Source organism: Sphingomonas sp. NFR15 (assembly GCF_900103265.1).
GTDB classification, from domain to species: domain Bacteria; phylum Pseudomonadota; class Alphaproteobacteria; order Sphingomonadales; family Sphingomonadaceae; genus Sphingomonas; species Sphingomonas pollutisoli.
The window spans coordinates 1-21,283 of the sequence record NZ_FMWX01000013.1 but is presented as its reverse complement, the minus strand read 5'-3'; the positions used below and the strand labels follow the sequence as shown (position 1 = coordinate 21,283).

Sequence of the window (21,283 nt, the reverse complement as noted above, 5' to 3'; positions counted from 1 at the left end):
GGCCTCCCGCCCGGGCCGCATAGACCGGGCGGGTGCGATCGCACAACGGATAGTCGCATCACGCGGCCAGGAGGGGCAAACGCGTCATGTCGCGACATGATGCGCCGGCGAGTGCTGGCGGTCACACGAACGTGTCGAGCAGCGTCTTGAGCAGCGGGCGCAGCCGGACGATCTCCTCACGGTGAACCTCCGACAGATGTTCGAGCAGGGCGCGGGCCTTGGGCGTCAACGCGATCACCGTCTGCCTGCGGTCGATCGGGGAGGGCGTCCTCACCACCAGCCCCATCGCCTCCAGCCGCATGACGAGGCCGGAGGCGCTGTGCGGCTTGAGGATCAGCCGATCCGCGATGAAGCCGACGTTCACCACGGCTGCGGGCGCCGCGCCGCGGATCGCCAGCAGCGCCTGATGCTGTTGCGGCGTCAGCCCGTGTTCGGCGACCCGGCTTTCGCTGAACGCCTGAAACACCCGCAGCGCGTGGCGAAAATCCGCCAGCGCGCGATAATCGGCATCGCTCAACGTCTCCGAGCCGGGCATCGCATCGTCCTGTCCTTGTTTTATATCGCAATGCGATATAATCCGCCGCCTTACCCGTCGGCGAGTCCTCATGATGCTTTCCCCTAATCCGGTTCTCCCGGCGCGCCAATTGCGGGACCACAGCGCCGATCGCCGCATGATCGTGCTGGCCGGCGCCGCGTCGCTGATCGGGCTCGCGGCGGCGGGCGGCGCGTGGCTCCTGCTCACGCTGATCGGGCTCGCCACCAACCTGTTCTGGTTCGGCCGGATGTCCGTGGCGAGCGCAGATCCCGCCGCCGCGCATGTCGGCATCGCGGTCGTCGCCATTCCGGTCGCGGGCAGCCTGATCGTCGGGCTGATGGCGCGGTTCGGCTCGGACAAGATCCGCGGGCACGGCATTCCCGAGGCGATCGAGGCGATCCTGTACGGCGAAAGCCGCCTGTCGCTGAAGGTCGCGATCCTCAAGCCGCTGTCCTCGGCGATCTCGATCGGCAGCGGCGGGCCGTTCGGCGCCGAAGGCCCGATCATCATGACCGGCGGCGCGATCGGCTCGCTGTTCGCGCAATGCTTCAGCCTGAGCGCGGCGGAGCGCAAAACCCTGCTGGTCGCGGGCGCCGCCGCCGGCATGACCGGGATTTTCGGCACGCCGCTCGCCGCCATCCTGCTCGCGCTCGAAGTGCTGCTGTTCGAATGGAAGCCGCGCAGCCTGGTGCCGGTGGTGATCGCCGTGCTGGTGTCGTTCGGCGCGCGGCCCTTCCTGCTCGGTGCCGGGCCGTTGTTCCCGTTCGCCGCCGCGCCGATCGGTGTGATGTGGCAGGCCGCCGGCCTGTCGCTCGGGCTGGGGATGGTGCTGGGTGTCGAAGCGGCGGTGCTGTCATCGCTGCTGTACCGGGTCGAAGACCTTTTCCATCGCTTGCCCGTACATTGGATGTGGTGGCCCGCGATCGGCGGACTGGTGGTTGGCCTCGGCGGGTTGATCGACGCGCATGTGCTCGGCGCCGGCTATGCGAATATCCAGGCGCTGCTCGACGGCGCGCTGACGCTGCGGGTCGTGCTCGCCCTGCTGGTGGTGAAGGCGATCGTCTGGCTGGTCGCGCTCGGCTCCGGCACGTCGGGCGGCGTGCTCGCGCCCTTGCTGATCCTGGGCGGGGCGCTTGGCGCGCTCGCCGGCCAGGTGCTGCCCGGCCCGGCCGGCTTCTGGGCGTTGATCGGCATGGCCGGCATCCTGAGCGGGGCGATGCGCGCGCCGCTGACGGGGGCGGTCTTCGTCGTCGAACTGACGGGCCATTTCGACGCGCTGCCCTGTACCATCGCCGCGGCGGCGGGCGCATATGCGGTCAGCGTGCTCGTCATGCGGCGTTCGATCCTGACCGAGAAGATCGCGCGGCGGGGGCGGCACATCCTGCAGGAATATAGCGTCGATCCGCTCGAATTCCTCCAGGCGGAAACGGTGATGACCGCCGATCCGGTCACGCTGGCCGGAGACATGCCGATCGGCGCGGCGATCGATTTCTTCACGCGCGCCGACCACCGCAGCTATCCCGTGGTCGATCGCGACGGCCGGCTGCTCGCGCTGGCGTCCCGCTCCGACGCATTGCGCTGGCAGGTCTCGGGCGCGCTCCCCGAAACGACGCTCGCCGAGGCGCTTTCCGATGCGTCGCAACCACTCGCCCATCCGGCCACCCCGATCGGGAGGGTCGCCGATCTCATGGTCGAATCGGGGACGGGGCGCATTCCGATCGTCGATCCCGCCACGCGGCGGGTGGTTGGCATCCTCTCCCGGCACGACCTGCTCAAAGTCCGTGTCGTCGGCCACCGCGCCGAACGGGACCGGCGGCGCGGGCGCGCGCCCGTGCCGGGCGGCTGAGGCGGACCCCGCCGGTCACTGCGGGAGCAGGCGCGGGAATTCGGCGGCGAGTTCGCGGGCGAGAAAGCCGATCGGTCCGCGTGTCGTGGCCACGCGGCGGCCGGCCTGGCCGTGCAGCCACACGCCCCAGCCGGCGGCGACCGGCGGGGCGGCGCCGCGCGACAGCAATCCGGCGATCGCGCCGGCCAGCACGTCCCCCGAGCCGCCGGTCGCCAGCCCGCTGCCGCCGCCGCCGTGGTGGAGCAGCGCGCCGTCGGGCGCGGCGATATGGGTATCGGTTCCTTTGAGCACGATGACAGCGCCATGCTCCGCCGCGGCGTCACGCGCGATGCCGGCGCCGTGCGCGGCGATGTCGGCTTCGTCGCGCCCGGTCAGCAGCGCCATCTCGCCGTGATGCGGGGTGAAGATCAGCCGGTCACGGAAGCGCGCGAGCGCACCTTTCAGGTCGCGCGCGCAGCCGATCGCCATCGCGTCGATCACCAGGACGGTGTCTTCGCAACGCAGCTCCAGCACCGCGCGCAGGAGCCGGGCGGCGGCGTCCGCGGTGCCGATGCCGGGGCCGACCACGAGCGCGTCGCACGCCTTGAGCGACCGTTCGAGGCATTCCGCCGCGCCTGCGCCGATCTCGCCGTCGCCGTCCTCGGGCAGCGCGACCGATGCCGCTTCCGGTACCATCAGCCCGAGCCCGAGCGCCGCCGCCGCCACGGTAGCCATCCGCACCTTGCCCGCGCCGACCCGCAGCGCGGCTTCCGCCGTCAGGCGCGGCGCACCGGGCACCAGCCGCGAGCCGCCCACGACGACGACGCGGCCACGGCTGTTCTTGGTGGTGCCGGCGCCATGCACCGGCAGCGGATTGGCCGCGATCCAGCCGCTGTCGAGCGCGATCGCCTCTCCTTCATCCGCGCACCCCCGCCGTCCGTTCGGGTTCGGCGGTGACCTCCGCCGCCGGACTTTCCTCGAGATGATCGGCGATGTTGTAGCGTAGCGGCGCCAACCCGCCCGCGCGGCCGATATCGGGATCGAACCGATATTCGGTGACCGAGCAATTGAGGACGTCGCCAGCGCGGTCGATCGCCAGGATTTCGGCCTCGGACAGCGTCTCGATCACGTAGCGCAGGCACAGCACCACGACCTGATGCGCGACGATCATCACGCGCCGCCCGGCGTGATGGAGCGCGATCGTGTCCATCACCGAGCGCAGCCGCGCGACCACGTCGCACCAGCTCTCACCGCCTGGCGGGCGGTGATAGAATTTGCCGAGCAGCCGCCGGAACTCGGCCTGATCGGGATAGACCGACGCCACGCCCCGCGTCGTCAGCCCGTCAAGAATGCCGAACTCCTTCTCGCGCAGCCGTTCGTCGATGCAGATCGGTTCGTCGCCCTCGGCACCCCCGGCGGCGCGGAACAGACGGGCGGTGTCCTGCGCGCGGACATAGGGCGAGGCCAGCAGCACATCGGGCCGGTCGCCCGCATCCGCCTTCGCGAACCGCGCGCCCAGAGCGCGCGCCTGCGCCTCGCCACGGGCTGAGAGCGGAATGTTCACGTCGCGTGCCGACAGGGTGATCCGGTCGGCGCCGCTGGCATGCGCCGCGTCGCGCGCGACGTTGCCGGCGCTTTCGCCGTGGCGGACGATCCACAGCCGGCTCGGCAACCGGGCGCTGGTCACGATGCACATCCCGCGTGGATCAAACGCACTCTCCCGTTTGCCCGGTTTCAGCGTACGGGGGACGATGCCGTTCCGGGCGCGGCGTGTCCGTCTCCGCGCGGCAGGGCGCGCTGGCGGTCTGCGGGGCCGCGTCCGCCTGCACGAAATGCTCCGGGGTGCGGCCACGCTCGGCCATCGTCGGTTCGACCAGGAACGTGATGAAGTTGCGCAGCTCCAGCCGCCGGCATGCGAGGTCGATCACCTGCGCGTCGAGACCGAGCCGCCACGCCAGATCCACGCGGCATGGCGCGTCGCCGAGGGCGTCGACCAGCGCGGCGATCTGCTCGACGTCGTCGGTCGAGCGCGCCAGATCGTGCGCGATGAGGTCGTCGGATTGCCGCCGCAACGCCGCGGCGACCTCGGCCAGCGACAGTTCCGGGTGGTATTGCACGCCCCAGAACACCCCGCGCGCGAAGCGGATTTCCGCCGCCTGAACACGGGTTACCCCATTCGAGGCGAGCAGCAGCGCACCCGGCGGCAAGTCCGCGACCTCGTCGGTGTGGATCGCCGGTGCGTCGAACGCCGCCGGGCGGCCGCGGAGCAGCGGGTGCGTGCGCCCGGCCTCGGTCGGCGTGATGCGCCGCGCGAACCCGGCCTCGCGCCGCGGCCCCATCGCGCGCACCGTCCCGCCAGCGGCCGCCGCCGCGACTTGCAGACCGGCGCAAGACCCGAACGCCGGCGTGCCGGACGCGAACACCTCTCGCATGAAGGCGAGCTGCCGCGCGACCTCGGGCGTGTCCTCATAGACATGGAGCGGCGAGCCGGTGAGGAACACCGCGTCATAGCGTTCGATCGCAGCCGCATCGGGCGGCGACGCATCGGCGTCGGCGGGCGTCACGCGGTCGCATCGCGCGCCGGGCACGAGCTCGGCGAGCATATCGACGAACGTCTCGCCGGAACTCTTGCCGACACTCTTGCGCCGCCGCTCGCGGGCGTTTGGCGGTTCACTCTCCGCGACAAGAAAATGCATATATCTCCGATCTTTAGGCGATCGGCTCAACGGGAAAGGGGGCTTTTTCGTTCCACGCCGCGCACCAGCGTGTCGCGCCGGGTGGCGTGTCAGGGCGCCGCGAGGCGGCGTCCGATCTCCGCCTCGCTCAGGATCGCCAGCGACGACCCCGCGCGGCGCAATTCCTCCGCACGTCGATAGGCGGGGGCGGCGTGATAAAACCGGCCATAGGGCTGCTCGTCGCTCACCACGAGCATGGTCGTGGTAAGCCCGACCGAAGACAATACCCGCGCGCCGGCCTCCGCGAGTTGGCGGCCGAGCGGCCCGTCGCGCGGGGCGCCGAGGATGGCGACGCGTTCGCCGTGGAGCGGGCCGTCTTTCGCCGCTTTCGGCGCCGCCCCGCCGCGCGTGCCGTAAGGCGCCAGCCAGCCGGCGAGATCGATGCCGGTATGTTCGATCGCGCGCACCACCACCAGCCCGGCCGCGCGCGCGTCGCTCAGCGCGTCATGGTGTTTGTGCCGGATGCCGAGATATTTGGTCAGGACGTTGAGGCGATGGCTGGGCAGATCGGGCCACGCCCGCTTGGCGACGCGCACGCTGTCGAGCCACGTCGCCTTGATCGGGCTGCGATCATGGACGCGGCACGCGGCGGCGAGCGCGCCCTTGTCGAAATTGGAATGCGCGACCGTGATCCGCCCCGAGAGATGCGCCGCGACCGTCGAATGAATGTGCCCGAAGCACGGCTTGCCCGCGACGTGATCGGCGCTGATGCCGTGGATGCGGGTGTTGAAAGGGGAGAAGTCGTCGCGCGGATCGACCATGCTTTCGTAGTTCAGCACCTCCTCGCCGCCGCTGAACCCGACGATGCCGATCTGGCAGATGCTGCTGACGCGGGCACAGGCGGTCTCGACATCGACGACGACGAAATCGAGTGGCGGATCGCCGAACGTCGGCCCGGCCGAACGCGCACTTTCAATCTCTCTCATGACCATGGCGGTCCGCCTACCATAAGCGCCGGGCCACCACGATACTGATGATATTTGTCGATCATCACGCGCCAGCGGAGCGGGATCGCGTGCTGCGTGTTACTGATCCACGTGAGCGAAATTCCTCTTGGAGTGACAGCGAAATGAGCGACGTGACGACATCGACCGGTAACGGCGGCGAGACCCACCAGCAGGCATCGGGCGATGCGCCGGTGCTCACCACCAACCACGGCGTTCCGGTCGGCGACAACCAGAACAGCCTGCGCTCGGGCGAGCGCGGGCCGACGCTGCTCGAAGACTTCGTGCTGCGCGAGAAGATCTTCCACTTCGACCACGAACGCATCCCCGAGCGCATCGTCCACGCGCGCGGATCGGGCGCGCACGGCGTGTTCGAGGCGACCGACGACATCTCCGATCTCTCCAAGGCGGCGGTGTTCACCAAGGGCGAAAAGACCGAGGTGTTCGTGCGCTTCTCGACCGTCGCCGGCGGCGCCGGATCGGTCGATACCCCGCGCGACGTGCGCGGCTTCGCGGTGAAATTCTACACGCGCGAGGGCAATTGGGATCTGGTCGGCAACAACATCCCGGTGTTCTTCATCCAGGACGCGATCAAATTCCCCGATCTCGTCCATGCCGTGAAGATGGAGGCCGACCGCGCCTATCCGCAGGCGGGCAGCGCGCACGACACCTTTTGGGACTGGGCCTCGCTGATGCCCGAGACCACGCACATGCTGATGTGGGCGATGTCCGACCGCACGCTGCCGCGCTCGCTGCGGATGATGGAGGGGTTCGGCGTCCACACCTTCAAGCTGGTCAATGCCGAGGGCAAGGCGAGCTTCGTCAAATTCCACTGGAAGCCCCGGCTCGGCATCCAATCGACGATCTGGGACGAGGCGCTCAAGCTCCAGGCCGCCGACAACGACTATCACCGCCGCGATCTGTGGGAAGCGATCGACACCGGCGCATTCCCGCAGTGGGATCTCGGCATCCAGGTGTTCGATCAGGACTTTGCCGAGGCGCAGCCCTATGACGTGCTCGACGCGACCAAGCTGATCCCCGAGGAGGACGTGCCCGTCCGCCTCATCGGCACGCTGACGCTCAACCGCAACCCGGACAATTTCTTCGCCGAGACCGAGCAGGTCGCGTTCCTGCCGACCAACATCGTGCCGGGGATCGATTTTTCGAACGATCCGCTGCTGCAGGGGCGGCTGTTCAGCTATATGGACACGCAGAAGTCACGGCTCGGCACGACCAACTTCCACCAGATCCCGATCAACGCGCCGCGCTGCCCGATGCACAATTTCCAGCGCGACGGGCTGATGCAGACGCACGTGCCCAAGGGCCGCGCCAATTACGAGCCGAACAGCCTCGCCGCGCATGGCGAGGACGGCGGCCCGCGCGAGACGCCCGCCGGCTTCGCCACCGCCAATGCTGCGACCGGGCCGGGTGAGCAAGGTGACAAGCTGCGCATCCGCGCCGAGACGTTCGCCGATCACTATAGCCAGGCGCGGCTGTTCTACCGTTCGCAGGACGAACACGAGCAGGCGCATATCGCCTCGTCGTTTGTGTTCGAACTGTCCAAGGTCGGAGTTTTGGAGCAGGTGCCGCCGCGCATGGTGGCGAACCTGCGCAACGTCGATGAGAATCTCGCCAAGCGGGTCGCCGATGGTCTTGGCATCGAGCTGCCGGAGAAGTCGAAGGCGGCGAAGGCGCCGGTCGATATGGCCCCTTCCGATGCGCTGTCGATCCACAAGAACATGAAGCCGACGCTCGAAGGCCGCGCGGTCGGCATCCTCATCGCCGACGGCACCGATGCCGCGGAGCTCGACGCGGTTATCAAGGCGGTCGAGGCGGAGAAGGCGCGCGCGGTTGTCGTCGCTCCGAAGGTCGGCGGCGCCAAGCTGTCCGACGGGACGGTGCGCAAGGCCGATGGCCAGCTCGCCGGCTCGCCGAGCCAGATCTTCGACGCGGTCGCGATCGTGCTGTCGGACGCAGGCTGCGCGGCGCTGGTGAAAGAAGCGGCGGCGGTCCAGTTCGCGATGGACGCGTTCGGGCACCTCAAGGCGATCGGCGCGAGCGCGGCGGCCAAGCCGTTGCTCGACAAGGCCGGGGTCGAACCGGACGCGGGCGTGACCGATCTCGGCGCGGCCTTCATCACGGCGGCCAAGCACCGCTTCTACGATCGCGAGCCGAACGTGCGGACGCTGGCCTGATGTTTATGAACCCGGCTGGCGGTGGCTGGCCGGGTTCATCGCAAAGGTTGTCCATCGGAGGCGCCGTTGGGGAGTGTCACTTTTGGCGCGTACCCGGCGGGCGGGCACACCCCTCGCACGGTGCGAAGCGGCGACGATTATGGTTGGTGCTGACACTGTCAAAGAGCGGGGCCGGAGTATGCCATCGGCCGTGCGTGTAGGACAGGTTCAAAGGCGGTGGTTGGCGAATGGTGGAAGGTGGTGGTGTGCCAGCAGATCAAATTACTGTGACCTTCTCCCAGCTATAGCCCCCGCCAATTGCCGAATCTCGTTTTCGAGGCTCAGGACGCGCTCGGCCAGACCCCTTATTTCTGATTCTTTGATCTCTTCGCGGCCGGCGCGTGTGTATTTGGACAACGAAGCCACGGGCGGACCCGCTCGCCTAGCGATCCCGGTTGGAACACCGTCCTCATCCACTTCGACAATAAGTCCGCCGCCATAGATGGAGAGGCCAGCATGGGCTACCTTGCCTCGCATCCCGGCTGACGAACGCACTCGAGATGCGAGTTCTTGCCATCTTCCCAGAAACTCTGCTGCTCCCTCCCGGACCGCAGCCTCAGTCAGTTTTAGATGAACTTCGAGCCCTCGTGTCGCATCGAAGATTTCCCGCTGAAAGTCGAGGCTGACGTTCAAGGCGGCGCGAAAAACGCCGGGTATCGCGCGCTCCATCTCATCACAACGTATGATCGCCAAGCCAACCACCTCTAATAGGCTTGGATATGATGTCGCCCTGAGATCGATGCGCATTCAGTTGTCTTCCCGAAAGCGCCATCATAGCAGCTTAATGAACGGCGGCTATTGCGCGATTCCGGTCGATCGTCCCGATACCCGCCGCCGGGGATTGACTGCGCGGGCCTCCGTCGGTCGTCGCGATGCGGATGGCTCCTCGCATCACCGCCGCTGGCGCGACAGCACGACACCGCCGACCAGCAGCGCTACGCCCAGCCCGATCAACCCCATCGCTAGCGCGTTTCCCGCGATCTCGCTCGTATTGGCGGCGCTGATCGCGCGGGCGGCGGACCCCGCGTCGGTTGCGGTCGTTTGGGCGGCGAAGGCGGCTTGATCGCAGCGCGCGATCATATCCGCGCCAGTGTCCTTCATCTTGTCGCGGCAGAGCTGCGCCTGCGCGGCGCTGGCCTCGGGCGGCCCGCCGGAAAGCCGCAACACCGCCCCCGCCGCGAGCAGCGCCAAGCCCAGAGCGATGAGGATCATCGACCTTTTGTGCATCGCGGCCCCTCGCGGCTGGTTCGGCCTCAGAACTTGACCTGGCTTTCCAGTTCATCGGCGCGCGCCGCCGTCTTCATCACCACGCAACTGTTGTCGACGGTGTTGTCGTTGACCTTGCAGCTATAGTCGCGCTCGGCGATCCAGCGACGCTCCTGATCGCGCAGCGCCAGCTTCTTGGCCGGGTCGCTGGCCAGTTGCCGCATCACGCGTTGATAGGCCTTGTTGAGGCGATCGTCCTGCGAACCGACCTCGCGCTGCGCGCAGATGTTGCGTTGGACGGTGTTGCCGCCGGCACGGGCGAGACAGCCGGTGAACGTCGCCGAGAGATTGGGCGAGGTCTGCGCGGCGGCGGGGGTGGCGAAGGCGGCGGTGGCGGCCAGGGCCAGAACGAAGATCGATTTCATGCAAGGCTCCTCGTGGTTTCCGATACGCTGCCGTTACGGAACGCACGAAACGACGACGGGCTGCATGGGCCCGATCAATCCAGCGCCCCGATCACTCCAGTGCGACGCCGTAGAGCGCATGATGCGTCAGCACGAACAGCGTCTTGCCCTGCGCGCCGCCGACGAGGAGTTGCAACGGCCGTTCGGGGATGTCGATCCGGCCGATCTCGGTGCCTGCCCGATCGTACACGAACACCTGCCCGTTGGCGACGTACACGCGGCCCTGCGCGTCGGTCGTCACGCTTTCGCCGCCGCGATCGGCGAATGCGGTGAGATCGCGCAGCGCGCCGCCGGGGGCAAGGCGGCCGCGATAGGTCTTGTTCTCCGATCCGTTGGTTACGAACACGTCCGCGCCCGCGCGCGCGGTGGTGAAGCCGTAGCTGTCGAGCGCGTCCGAGAAGCGCCAGCCGAGGAAGTTCGATGGCCCCTGCTGGAACGTCCGGTAGGCGGGCAGCACCAGGCTGCCGTCGGGCGAGACATATTCGCGCGGCTTCGCCGTGCCGATATCGCGCGCGAACATATCGGCGAGCGTCGGATAGGTGAAGGTCTTGGTGTCGAGTTGGTCCTTGAACTCGCCGTTGACCCAGTAGTTGACCGGCAGCGCGGTCACCGCGCCCGGATGATTGGCGGCCGGGGTCGGCGGGATCACCGTGATCGTGCCGTCACGGTCGGCGGGATCGAGGCTATAGACGGTGCCATTGCGCCCGTCGGATGAAAGCACCAGCAGCTTGTCCGAGCGATCGACCGCGAGGTTGACCGGATCGAGCGGCGTATCCCGCACCACCGCCAGCCCGTCCGCCCGCGACCAGGCGTAGATGCGTTGTTTCCAGTGATCGACGAAATAGAGCTTGCCCTGCGCATCGACCGCGCCGCCCGCTGCGGAAAAGAAGCCGTCCGCCAGCCGTTCGACCTTGCCATTCGCGAACGCGCCGCTCGGCGCCGGCGCCACCGGATCGGCGGGAACATCGAGCGCGGCGAACTCGCGTTCGCGCACTTCCAGCCCGTGGGTGACGTCCTGAAGCGCGGTGTCGTAGGGGAATTTGCTCGCGCGCAAATAGGTCGCGCAGCCATTCTCGTCGCAGGTGCCAAGCCCGCTCTCGGCGTTGACGTGCATGTTGCGGAAGCGGATGCCCGCGGAGTCGGTCAGCCGCACCGCGGTCGGCGCTGGCTTGAGCGAGCGGGTGACGCGGTAGGCGTGGAGATTGGCGATCAGCAGATCGCGGCTGTGGCGGATGTCGAACGAGACCGCGTCCTGGCTTTCGCCGGCCTCCTCCTCGGTCTGCGGCGCGAGGAACTCCCAATTGGCGACATGATCGAGCACGAATTCGGCGCGGGCGTGATGCTCGATCGACATCTGATAGACATGACCCGGCACGTCGGTGTCGGACACGAGCATCCCCGCCTGCGCATAGGTGTTGGGGCTCCACAGGTTTGCGAAGGTGCCGCCGCCGCCGCGCACCCACAGGCTCGGATATTGCGCGTCCCAGCGTTTGGCCGGATCGGGATCGCCGGTGTGGTTGGCATTATAGGGATCGAAGCGGCTGCCGTCGGCGAGATCGGTGCCGTGGCCGCCCTGGAACTTGACGTCCTCGACCAGGGACCGCGCGCCGGCTTGCCATAGCAAAGCCGTGGCGCGCGGGTTGATCCCGCCGGTGAACAGCCCCAGGCCCGAGACGATGGCGTCGCCGCCCCGCGCGCTCTCGATCAGCGGCTTGGCATTGCCGACGCCCTGGAAGGCGGGGGTGCGATCGGGCAGAATGATCTGGGTGAGGCTGGGGTGGAGCGCGACCAGCACGCTGTCCGGCCGCAATCGCAGCGTATCGGTGACGACATAGCGCCCGGCGGGGAAATAGACGGTGCGGTGCGTGTCGATCGCGCGCTGGATCGCGGCGGTGTCGTCGGTGCGGTCGTCGCCCTTGGCGCCGAGCGCGCGGACGTTCGCCCAGCCGGTGGTCGCCGGCAGCGCGCGGATCGCCGGCGGCGGCGGTGCGGGCAGACGGGCGATCGGCGCGGCCTGCATCACCGTTTCGTACTGCCCGGTCGTGCCGAGGCCGGGCAGCATCAGGCCATAGCCGAACCGGCTGACGCGGTAGCTGCCGCCGGCGCCCGCGACCGTCTTGCCGCTGTCGCGGAAGCGCGCGAAGATCGGCGTCGCGCTGGCGAGCGCGTTGTCGAAGCCGATCTGGGTATAGACGTTGGTCTCGTTGCTGATGACGACGGCGGCGTTCGACACGTTCTCGAAGCGGACATCCTTGCCCCACAGCCAGTCGCCATAGCCGCGGTCGATGTCGATCGCGGTCGGCACGTCGCGGAAGGCGACGTTGACCAGGGTCAGGCTCGCCTCATGTTCGCGGATCGCCGCCTCGCGCTGCCCGTCGAAGCTCGAATCTAGCAAGGTGAACTGCCATGCCGGCGACGGTTTTTCGGTGAGGATGCCGTAGCGGCCGCCGTGGAAGTGCAGATCCTCGGCCTGATTGGCGACCTGGTACAGCCCGGCCAGCCCCGAGCCGAGCTCGAAGTCGATATGCGCGAGATAGGCGTGTTGCGCGGCGTGGAAGCGGATCGCGGTCGCCGCCGGATTGCCCGCGCCGATCCGGAAATCCACGTTCGAGAGGGCGGGATAGAAGGTGCCGGGATTCGCATCGGCGATGTCGGGATTGAACGGCACGCTGCCGGGCGGCGGGAAGGGCACGCGCGCCGGCTTGAGCCGCTCGCCGCCCCGAATCCCGGCCTCGCCGGGCCGCGCGCCCGCGAAGATCACCATGTTGGCGACGCCCTGCTGGAAGCCCGGCGTGGCATCGCCGAGCACGATGACGGGGCGGGTCTTGCCGACGCCGAACACGCGCACGCCGGGCCAGATGTAGAGCGTGCGGCTGATCCGGTAGTGCCCCGAAGGCACGAACACGATCCCGCCGCCGCCCTTGTCCGCCGCCGCGTCGATCGCACTTTGCAGCGCTTGCGTGTCGTCCTCGCGCCCGTCGCGCGCGCCCGCGACGGTGACGGCGCGCGGATCGTCGGGCGCGGTCAGATAGGCCGAGGGTGAGGCGGCGGCCGGCGCGGTCGCCAGCGCGAGCGTGGCGAGGAGCGTGGCGCGGAACGGGGTAAGCCAGCCGGACATGGCATATCCTTGATAAAGATGTCCCGGCCAATCGGCCGGGACGAGGGGGCGCCCGGCCACCGGCCGGGGCTGGGGGAGTCTGTTCCTAGAAATTGTAGCGCGCGCCAACCCGGAACAGGCGCCCGAGCGTATCATATAGCGCCTGGTTGACGTCGATGCCGGTGTTGGTCTGCGGCGAGGGTTCGGGATCATGATCGAGCAGATTGTCGATCTTGAAATAGACGTTGAGCTTCTTGGTCACGTTGAACGAGCCGCCGAGATCGAGATAGAAGGCGCCGGGCATGCTGTTGTTGTCGATGGTCGGATGCTGCGTGGTCGAGACCGGGCAGGTGCCGGGGCTGCACACGATATATTCGTTGCTATAGACGCCGTCGCTGAACCAGCGCTGCTGCACCGACAGGCTGAACCGGTCGGTGCTCCAGCTTTCGGTGGCGAGCAGCTTCCAATGCGGCGTGTTGCCGGCGTTGACCCCGGCGCCCTGCGTCGGGATGGTGCCCGGCACGCCCGGATCGGTGATGAAGTTCTTCACGTTGGTGGCGAGCCCACGCAGCGCGAACTGGCCGGGCACGCCGAACCGGCTGGCGTCGAACTGATAGCTCGCCTCGATATCGAAGCCGTCGGTGAAGATCGAGGCGAGGTTGAACGCCTGCAGGTTGACATAGGGCGCGACGCCGCCGCCGGGGTTGAGGTTGAACGCGCCGCACAGCGTGGTGATGTTGTTGAGATAGCAGAGGTCCACCTCCTGCTGCGCGTTGAGCGTCGAGATGACGCCGTTGACCTTGATCCGATAGTAATCGAACGACGCGCTGAACCCGCGCAACCACTGCGGGCGTGACAGCACGATGCCGGCGGTGGTGTTGCGCGCGATCTCGGGCTTCAGCGCGGTGTTGCCGATCGCGTTTTGCAGGATGGTGAGCGTCGCGGGAACGCCCGCCGGGCGGTTCGGATCGGAGTTGGTGAAATTGGGCACGGTGGTGGTGATCGGCGCGGCGAACAGTTCGGACAAATTTGGCGCGCGCACGTCGCGCGAGGTGACCGCGCGCAGCCGCACCCCGTCGATCGGCGTGTCCCACGTGCCGCCGATCTTCCACGCCCAGACCGTGCCCGAGGTGCTGTAATCGGTCACCCGGCCCGCGACGTTGAGGTTCGCGCTGCCGAGCACGTCCGACTTGAGGAACGGCAGGTTCACTTCGACGAAGCCTTCGGCGACGTGATAGCTGCCGCGCCCGGCGTGGTAATTGCCGGCGTACCAGTTGGAGCCGGCGGTGTTGAGCAGGGGATCGGCCGGATAGGCGCTGGTGTAAGGCGTTTCGGCCGAGACACCGTTGCCATAGGGATCGCCGACGACATGGTAGAATTCGTTGCGATATTCGGCGCCCGCCGCGACCGACACCGGGCCCGCCCACAGGCTGAGCGGTGACCCGCTGAAGCTGAAGTTGAACGCGTCCTGCGTCTGGCGGGTATGCTGGAACGGGCCGTTGCTCGGCTCGATATATTCGAGCGCGGCGGCGCTGGGCGCCGCGCCGCCGATGATGTTGATCGGCACGCAGCCGTTCGCGCGCGCGACCGGATCGGCGCAGACGATCTGCCCGCCGAGGCTGATCGCCTGGATCGCGGCATTGTAGCGGTTGGTGAGCGTGATGTTCTTGACGTGAATGTCGGTGATGTTCTCGCCATGCTCATAGGACAGGTCGTAGTTCCAGCGCGTGCCGAACACCTGCACCTTGCCGGCCGCGCCGCCGACGAAGCGATATTGCTTGCGCGTCGGATAGACGGTGATGTTCTTGGGCAACTGGCCGTTGCTGGTGCCGAACTGGAAGCTGGTGATGCCGGCGTTCGCGCAGGCGGTCTGGATCACGGCGGGCACGAACGGGTTCGAGCATTGCAGCGTCAGCCCCGATTTGGTCGCACCGGGGTTGGGCTGGTTCATCGTATCGACCTGCGCGATGTTGACGGTCGCGTAGATCTCATTGTCGGGATCGATGTCGAAGCCGATCCGGCCATAGCCGTTGTAGCGATCGAGCCGCGATTGCAGCGTCGTGCCGATGCCGACGTTGCCTGACAGATCGCCGCCCTCGCAGAAGCCGCCTTGCGTGTAGCAGCCCGACACCGTGCCCGCCGCCGTCTTGGAGGGAACGCCGCCCGAGCCATATTGGAACTGGAACGGATTGCCGGCGGCGTCGAAGGCGATACCCTGAAGCGGGCCGGCCGAAATCAGCCCGTATTTGGTATATTGATACGCCTGCGCGTGATCGCGCACGAGATATTGCGGCGATCCGTCGTTCTTGATGTTGCGATTGAGGAAGGTGGTGGTGCGATACCAGCTCCGCCCGTTGGCGAGTTGCTCGCCAAAGCCGCCGGCGGGAACGCCGTCCTCATGGTCGTATTCGCCGCTCACCTCGACATGCAGCCGGTTGTCGAAGAACGCGCGGCCGGCGGCGGCCTGGAACAGCACCTGCTTGTTGTCGCCGTAGGTGGTGATGCCGCCCTGGAGATTGGCCTTGAACCCCTCGAAGCGCTTGTCGGTGATGAAGTTGACCACACCGCCGACCGCGTCCGAGCCGTAGGACGCCGAGGCGCCGCCCGTCACCACGTCGACGCGCTTGATGAGCAATTGCGGGAACAGGCTGATGTCGGGCACGCCGGTGACGTTCGCGCCGACGACGCGCTGGCCGTCGAGCAGCGTCAGCGTGCGGATCGTGCCGAGGCCGCGCAGCGAGAACGAGCTGAGACCCTGCTGCCCGCTCGACGTGCTGTTGGTGCCGGTGGTTACGCCGCTCGACCCTTGCAGCGAGGGCAATTGCGCGATCGTGGTGAACACGTTGGGTTCGGCGTTGCGCGCGATGTCGGCGGCGCCGATCGTCTGCGTTGGCGTGGGGGCGTTGAAGCCGCCGGTGGTGATGCGCGAACCGGTGACGACGATGTCCTGCGTCGCCGCTTGCGCCGCCTCGGCGGGCGGAGCGGATGGTTCGGGCGGTGGCGCCGTCTGCGCGGCCAGCGGACTGGCGATCGTCACCGCGATCAGCGAGACGAGGCTCGCTGTCAGCAGGGTACGCGCGCGGTGCGAGAAGGGGCTGTGGGTGTCCTCGGGTACGATCTCGGTCATGATATCCTCACCTGTTTTTGTGTTTTTCGTGGCGTTCAGCCCGGGCGCACGGGGGCGGCATAGAGCGCGTGGTGCGTCAGGATGAAAAGCGTGGCGCCGTCCGCGCCGCCGAACACCAGTTGCAGCGGGCGTTCGGGGACGTCGACCCGGCCGATCTCGCGGCCGTCGGGCGCGTAAACGAACACCTGTCCGTTCGCGACGAACACGCGGCCGTCAGGCGCCACCGCGACGCTTTCGCCGCCGCGTTCGGCGAAGGGCTTGAGATCGGTGAGCGTGCCGCCCGCGCCGACCAGCCCGCTATAGGTGCGGCCTTCGGATTCGTTGGTCACGAACGCACGCTCGCCGATCGCCGCGCGCGCGAAGCCGTGCGCGTCGAGCGTGTCGGAGAAGCGCCAGCCGATATGATCGCGCGGCCCCTGTTCGAACACGCGGAACGCGGGCAGCACAAGGCTGCCATCGGGCGAGACATATTCGCGGGGCTTGGGCGCGGCGGCGTCGCGCGCGAACATCTCGCCGAGCGTGGTGAAATGGTCGGCCGCCGCGTCATATTGGTCGCGGAACTCGCCGTTGTTCCACCAATTGCCCGGCAGCAGGACATCGGCCCGGTCGTGCCGCGCGACCGGGGTCGGTGCGATCACCGTCACCGCGTCCTTCGGCCCGGCGGGATCGAAGGCGTACACGCTGCCCTCCGCTCCAAGCGAGGACAGCACGATGAGCTTGCCCGACCGCTCGACCGCGAGGTTGACGGGATCGAGCGGGGCGTCGCGGACGATCTCGAGTCCGCCCGCCGCGCTCCAGCGGTAGATGCGCTGGAAGCGATGCTCGACGAAATAGAGCGCGCCCTTGGCGTCGGTCGCCGCGCCCGAGATCGAGAAGAAGCCACTTTCCAATTTGGCGACCGGCCCGACGCCGGGCACCGGCGCGGCTGCGGGCGCGGGCGGCGGCGTCGCGGGGATGTCGAGCTGCGCGAACTCGCGCTCGCGCACCTCCAGATGGCGCGTCTTGTCCTGGATCGCGTTCTCGAACGGGAATTTGCTCGCGCGCAAATAGGTGCCGCAGCCGTTCGCGTCGCAGGTGGCGAAGCCGCTCTCGGCGTTGATATGGACGTTGCGGAAGCGGATGTCGGACGCGTTTGTCAGTTTGACCGCCGACACCGCCGGGTGGAACGTCCGCGTCACGCGGTAGCTGTGGTAATTGGCGAACAGCAGATCGCGCGAATTGCGGATGTCGAGCGAGGTCGCGTCCACGCCCTCGCCGACTTCCTGCTCGGTCTGCGGCGCGAGGAACTCCCAGTTGCGCACGCCGTCGAGCACGATCTCGTTGCGGACGTGATGCTCGGCCGACAGTTCATAGACGTGCCCCGGCGTGCTGGTGTCCGACACGTAGAAACCGGCCTGCGCGAAGGTGTTGGGCGTCCAAACGTCGGCGAAAGTGCCGCCGCCGCCGTCCGTTACCCAGATGCTCGGATATTGCGCGTCCCAGCGATTGTCGGCGACCGGATCACCGCTGTGCCCGTTGAGCGCGCCGAGTGGCAGGCCGTCGGCGGTGGGTGTGCCGCCGCCGCCCATGATCTTGACGTCGTCGACCAGCGAGCCGGCGCCCGATCTCCACAGCAGCGCGCTCGCGCGGGGGTTGGCGCGGCCGGTGAACAGCCCGATCCCCGAGAGGATGTTGTCGCCGCCCTTCGGCGTCGCGAGGATCGGCACGACGCTGCCGACCCCGGCGTGCGCGGGATTGTTGTCGGGCAGCACGATCTGGGTGAGCGCCGGGTGCAGCCCGAGCAGCACCGTGTCGGGGCGCAGCCTGAGCGTCGCGGTGACGCGGTAGAAGCCGGTCGGGAAATACAGCACGCGGTGCGTGTCGATCGCGCGTTGCAGCGCGTGCGTGTCGTCGGTCTTGCCGTCGCCGGTGGCCCCCAGATCGCGTACGTTGCTCCACTGCGCCACCGCCGGCAGCGCGCGGATCGCGGGTGCGCGCAGCGGTGGAAGTGTGCGGAGCGGCGTGATCTGCGCCTCGGTCGCGATCGTGCCCGTGGCGCCGAGCGTCGGCACGGTCAGCCCGTGCGAGAAGGCCGCCACGCGGTAGGTGCGGCCTTGCCCGGTGACGGTCTTGCCGCTCTCGCGGAGCCGCGCGAACACCGGCGTGTCGCTCGCTATCGCATTGTCGAAGCCGATTTGCGTGAACGCGCTGTTCTCGCGGCTGATGACGACGCCCGCGCGCGACACGCGTTCGAACCGCACGTGCTTGCCCCATAGCGAATCGCTATAGCCGGGGTCGATGTCGATCCCGACCGGCGTGTCGCTGATCGCCACATTGACGAGCGTCAGGTCCGCCTCATGCTCGCGGATCGCGGCGTCGCGTTGATGGTCGAAGCTCGAATCGATCAGCGTGAATTGCCAGGCGGGCGAAGTCTTCTCGCTGACGATGCCGTAGCGGCCGCCGTGGAAATGCACGTCCTCCATGACGTTGCCGGCCTGATAGACGCCCGCGAACGCCGAGCCGAGCCGGAAGTCCATGTGGCTGAGGAAGCCGTGCTGCGCGACGCGGAACCGCACCGCCGCCGCCGCAGGATTGCCCGCGCCGATCTCGACGTCGATGTTGCTCATCGCCGAATAGAAGGTCGCCGAATTGGCATCGCGCACGTCGTCGCGGGGCGGCACGACCGTTGGCACCGGCACGGGCACCTTGCCGACCGCATATTGATCGCCGCCGGTGAACACGACCATCGTCGCCACGCCGCTCTGGAAGCCGGGCGTCGCGTCGGCGAGCACCAGCACCGGGCGGGTCGGCCCGACCCCGAAGATCCGCACGCCCGGCGGCACGAAGATGCTGCGCGTCAGCCGGTAGCGGCCCGAGGGCAGGAAGACGATGCCGTTGCCGCCGGTCCCGCGCGCGGCGTCGATCGCCTGCTGGATCGCGGCGGTCGCGTCGGTACGACCGTCGTTGGCGGTGGTAACGTTAACAGCTTTGGTGTCGACCGGGCTGGTGGAGAGGTTCGACGGCGCGGCGGCACGCGCGCCAGGAGCGACCAATCCGATCGCCGCCGTCGCCAACAGAGCCGCTGTTTTCCGCACGTGGACTCCTCCCGACCAGCGCTTGTGCGCCTGGTCGATCGCTTGATACGCCGCTTGCTGGCGTGCGGCATCCGCGACCAAGGTCGTAGTTCCGGCGCCGCGGACGCGGCGATACCTAGCGACTCGAAACCGCCCGGCCTGGCGCCGTCCGGATCGGGAAACGCATGTGGAACGGCCAGTCAGTCACAGCGGGATCGCACCGATGGCGATCATCGTCATGGGGGTCAGCGGGAGCGGCAAGTCGACGCTGGGGGCTTCGCTCGCCGAGGCGCTCGGCGCCGCGTTCATCGAGGGCGACGCGTTCCACGACGCGGCGGCGGTCGCCAAGATGCGCGCCGGCCACCCGCTCACCGATGCGGATCGCTGGCCGTGGCTCGACCGGCTCGGCGCCGCGATCGGCGCGGAGCTGCGCGCGAACGATCTGGTGGTCGCCGCCTGCTCGGCGTTGCGGCGCTGCTACCGCGACCGGCTGGTGCGCGCGATAGACGGTCCGACCCGGTTCATCTTGCTCGCCGGTGGGGCCGATGATCTGCGCGAGCGGGTCGCGCGGCGTGCGGGGCATTATATGCCGAGCAGTCTGCTCGACAGCCAGTTGGCGACGCTCGAGCCGCCGTTGCCCGACGAGGCGGCGACGACGCTGGACGCCGCCGCGCCACCGGACGCGCTGCGCGATGCCGCGCTTGCATGGCTCGAAGCCGAGGGCGCCGCTGAGGCCGCGCGCTACACCGGCGGCGCGGGCGGATGATGCGGCGGCGCCTGATCGCGCTCGCGCTGGCGCTTGGCCTCGCCGGGCGGGCGGCGGCCGCTGCCGAACCGGTGGCCGTGTCGCTGTGGCCGAACGGCCCGCCCGGCGCCGATCCGCGCCGCGATGCGCCCGAGATCGTCGAGAACAGCTATATTCGCGGCGTCCACCGCCCGTCGCTGACGGTGTTCCGCGCCGATCCCGCGCACGCCAACGGCGCGGCGATGATCGTCATCCCCGGCGGCGGCCACCGCATGCTGGTGTGGGTCAACGAAGGCGTGATGCCCGCGCGCACGCTCAACCGCTTCGGCATCACCGTGTTCGTGCTCAAATACCGGCTCGCGCGCGAGGCGGGATCAATCTTCCAGATCGAGCGCGACGCGGTGGCCGACGCGCGGCGCGCGGTGCGCTTCGTCCGCGCGCATGCCGCCGAATATGGGGTCGATCCGCACCGGATCGGGCTGATGGGGTTTTCGGCGGGGGGCGAACTCGTCTCGCGCGTGGCGGACGCGCCCGCGCCGCCGCTCGCCGCCGATGCGGACGCGATCGACCATGCCGACGCGCGGCCCGATTTCCAGGTGCTGATCTATCCGGGGCCGCTGGGCATCCCGGCGCCCGCCGCGACCGGCGCGCCGCCCGCCTTCCTCGCCGCTGGCACGCTCGACGCGTGCTGCGCCGACCCGAGCATCACGCTGTACCAGCAGTTGCGCGCGGCGCATGTCTCCGCAGAGCTGCACCTGTTCGCGGACACCGGCCACGGCTTCAACGTCGCGATGCATTCGGAGCGCGTCGCGCTGCAACACTGGCCCGACCGGCTCGCCGACTGGCTGGGCGACGGCGGCTGGCTGGTGCCCGGCGGCGGCGCGCGCGCGACGCCGGACAGCACCACGAAATAGTTCGGGGGCGGCTTTACATAGCTCCGTTCGTGCTGAGTAACGGCCGAGTAGCCCGAAGGCGTATCGAGGTCGTTACTCAGCACGAACGCTTAGGGTATGTGGGGATTCACCGTGAGTTGATGACGGCTGCGGCGAGATAAATCATGGCCGCGAAGCTGTGGTCGGTTTTGCAGGCGCGCATGGCGATGCGCTTGAACTCCTTGAGCTTGCAGAAGAAGTTCTCGATCAGGTGACGCCATGTATAGATCGCGGCATCGATCTTGAGCTTTTGCGCCCGGCCGGGGTGCTGCGAGATGACGACCTTGGCGCCGCGCTCGTTCAGTTCGGCAACGAGTGCGTTGCTGTCGAACGCCTTGTCGGCGATCAGCCCGTCAAAGGCGATGCCGTCGATCAGCGGCGGCACC

The 21,283-nt window shown here is 68.4% G+C and carries 16 protein-coding genes; 4 read left to right on the top strand and 12 right to left on the bottom strand.

The features are described from left to right. Nucleotides 1-121: 121 nt before the first annotated feature. The gene (locus tag BLS81_RS19575) at nt 122-535 is read right to left on the bottom strand and encodes a MarR family winged helix-turn-helix transcriptional regulator (protein WP_093226425.1); all 414 of its coding nucleotides are present in this window, start codon (nt 533-535) and stop codon (nt 122-124) included. Between the two features lie 70 nt (nt 536-605). On the opposite strand from BLS81_RS19575, the gene BLS81_RS19570 reads away from it, so the two are divergent. After that, entirely contained in the window at nt 606-2,381 is a 1,776-nt protein-coding gene (locus tag BLS81_RS19570; RefSeq protein WP_093226423.1) for a chloride channel protein, read from the top strand. A 15-nt stretch (nt 2,382-2,396) separates the two neighbouring features. Here BLS81_RS19570 and BLS81_RS19565 read toward each other — a convergent pair whose 3' ends face one another. From BLS81_RS19565 to BLS81_RS19550, 4 genes are all read right to left on the bottom strand, one after another. Beyond that, nucleotides 2,397-3,224, bottom strand: a complete 828-nt coding sequence (locus BLS81_RS19565) for an NAD(P)H-hydrate dehydratase (RefSeq protein WP_256326353.1) — start codon at nt 3,222-3,224, stop codon at nt 2,397-2,399. Between the two features lie 52 nt (nt 3,225-3,276). Continuing rightward, a complete protein-coding gene (locus BLS81_RS19560; protein ID WP_093226419.1) occupies nt 3,277-4,056 on the bottom strand; it encodes a histidine phosphatase family protein in 780 nt (259 codons plus the stop codon). 10 nt (nt 4,057-4,066) lie between these two features. Continuing rightward, nucleotides 4,067-5,056 (bottom strand): type 1 glutamine amidotransferase, encoded by a 990-nt coding sequence (locus BLS81_RS19555; protein WP_093226418.1) that lies wholly within the window; start codon nt 5,054-5,056, stop codon nt 4,067-4,069. Nucleotides 5,057-5,145: 89 nt separating this feature from the next. Beyond that, nucleotides 5,146-6,021, bottom strand: a complete 876-nt coding sequence (locus BLS81_RS19550) for an exonuclease domain-containing protein (RefSeq protein WP_093226451.1) — start codon at nt 6,019-6,021, stop codon at nt 5,146-5,148. A 143-nt stretch (nt 6,022-6,164) separates the two neighbouring features. Between BLS81_RS19550 and BLS81_RS19545 the strand changes: the two genes are divergently transcribed. Continuing rightward, nucleotides 6,165-8,234, top strand: a complete 2,070-nt coding sequence (locus BLS81_RS19545; RefSeq protein WP_093226416.1) for a catalase — start codon at nt 6,165-6,167, stop codon at nt 8,232-8,234. A gap of 261 nt (nt 8,235-8,495) precedes the next feature. Here the strand turns inward: BLS81_RS19545 and BLS81_RS20530 are convergent, their stop codons facing one another. The 6 genes from BLS81_RS20530 to BLS81_RS19520 form a co-directional block, all read right to left on the bottom strand. After that, nucleotides 8,496-9,020, bottom strand: coding sequence for a hypothetical protein (locus BLS81_RS20530; RefSeq protein ID WP_143023414.1), 525 nt, complete (start codon nt 9,018-9,020; stop codon nt 8,496-8,498). A gap of 144 nt (nt 9,021-9,164) precedes the next feature. Continuing rightward, nucleotides 9,165-9,485: a hypothetical protein gene (locus tag BLS81_RS19540; protein WP_256326352.1), complete on the bottom strand. Its 321-nt coding sequence runs from the start codon at nt 9,483-9,485 to the stop codon at nt 9,165-9,167. Between the two features lie 41 nt (nt 9,486-9,526). Then, nucleotides 9,527-9,904, bottom strand: a complete 378-nt coding sequence (locus BLS81_RS19535) for a lysozyme inhibitor LprI family protein (RefSeq protein WP_093226413.1) — start codon at nt 9,902-9,904, stop codon at nt 9,527-9,529. Nucleotides 9,905-9,995: 91 nt separating this feature from the next. Next, nucleotides 9,996-13,061, bottom strand: coding sequence for a glycosyl hydrolase family 28-related protein (locus BLS81_RS19530; protein WP_093226412.1), 3,066 nt, complete (start codon nt 13,059-13,061; stop codon nt 9,996-9,998). A gap of 85 nt (nt 13,062-13,146) precedes the next feature. Then, nucleotides 13,147-16,167, bottom strand: a complete 3,021-nt coding sequence (locus BLS81_RS19525; RefSeq protein WP_093226410.1) for a TonB-dependent receptor plug domain-containing protein — start codon at nt 16,165-16,167, stop codon at nt 13,147-13,149. Nucleotides 16,168-16,202: 35 nt separating this feature from the next. Then, nucleotides 16,203-19,223 carry a glycosyl hydrolase family 28-related protein gene (locus BLS81_RS19520; RefSeq protein ID WP_371128311.1) on the bottom strand — a complete coding sequence of 1,007 codons (3,021 nt, stop codon included), beginning with the start codon at nt 19,221-19,223 and terminating at the stop codon, nt 16,203-16,205. A gap of 220 nt (nt 19,224-19,443) precedes the next feature. On the opposite strand from BLS81_RS19520, the gene BLS81_RS19515 reads away from it, so the two are divergent. Both BLS81_RS19515 and BLS81_RS19510 read left to right on the top strand, forming a co-directional pair. After that, nucleotides 19,444-19,986, top strand: coding sequence for a gluconokinase (locus BLS81_RS19515; protein WP_218123174.1), 543 nt, complete (start codon nt 19,444-19,446; stop codon nt 19,984-19,986). Continuing rightward, nucleotides 19,983-20,879: an alpha/beta hydrolase gene (locus BLS81_RS19510; RefSeq protein WP_176787271.1), complete on the top strand. Its 897-nt coding sequence runs from the start codon at nt 19,983-19,985 to the stop codon at nt 20,877-20,879. Before BLS81_RS19515 ends, BLS81_RS19510 begins: the two co-directional genes overlap by 4 nt. 106 nt (nt 20,880-20,985) lie before the next feature. Here the strand turns inward: BLS81_RS19510 and BLS81_RS21000 are convergent. Then, nucleotides 20,986-21,283: transposase (locus tag BLS81_RS21000; RefSeq protein ID WP_218123173.1), on the bottom strand; the 298-nt coding region annotated here is incomplete at its 5' end.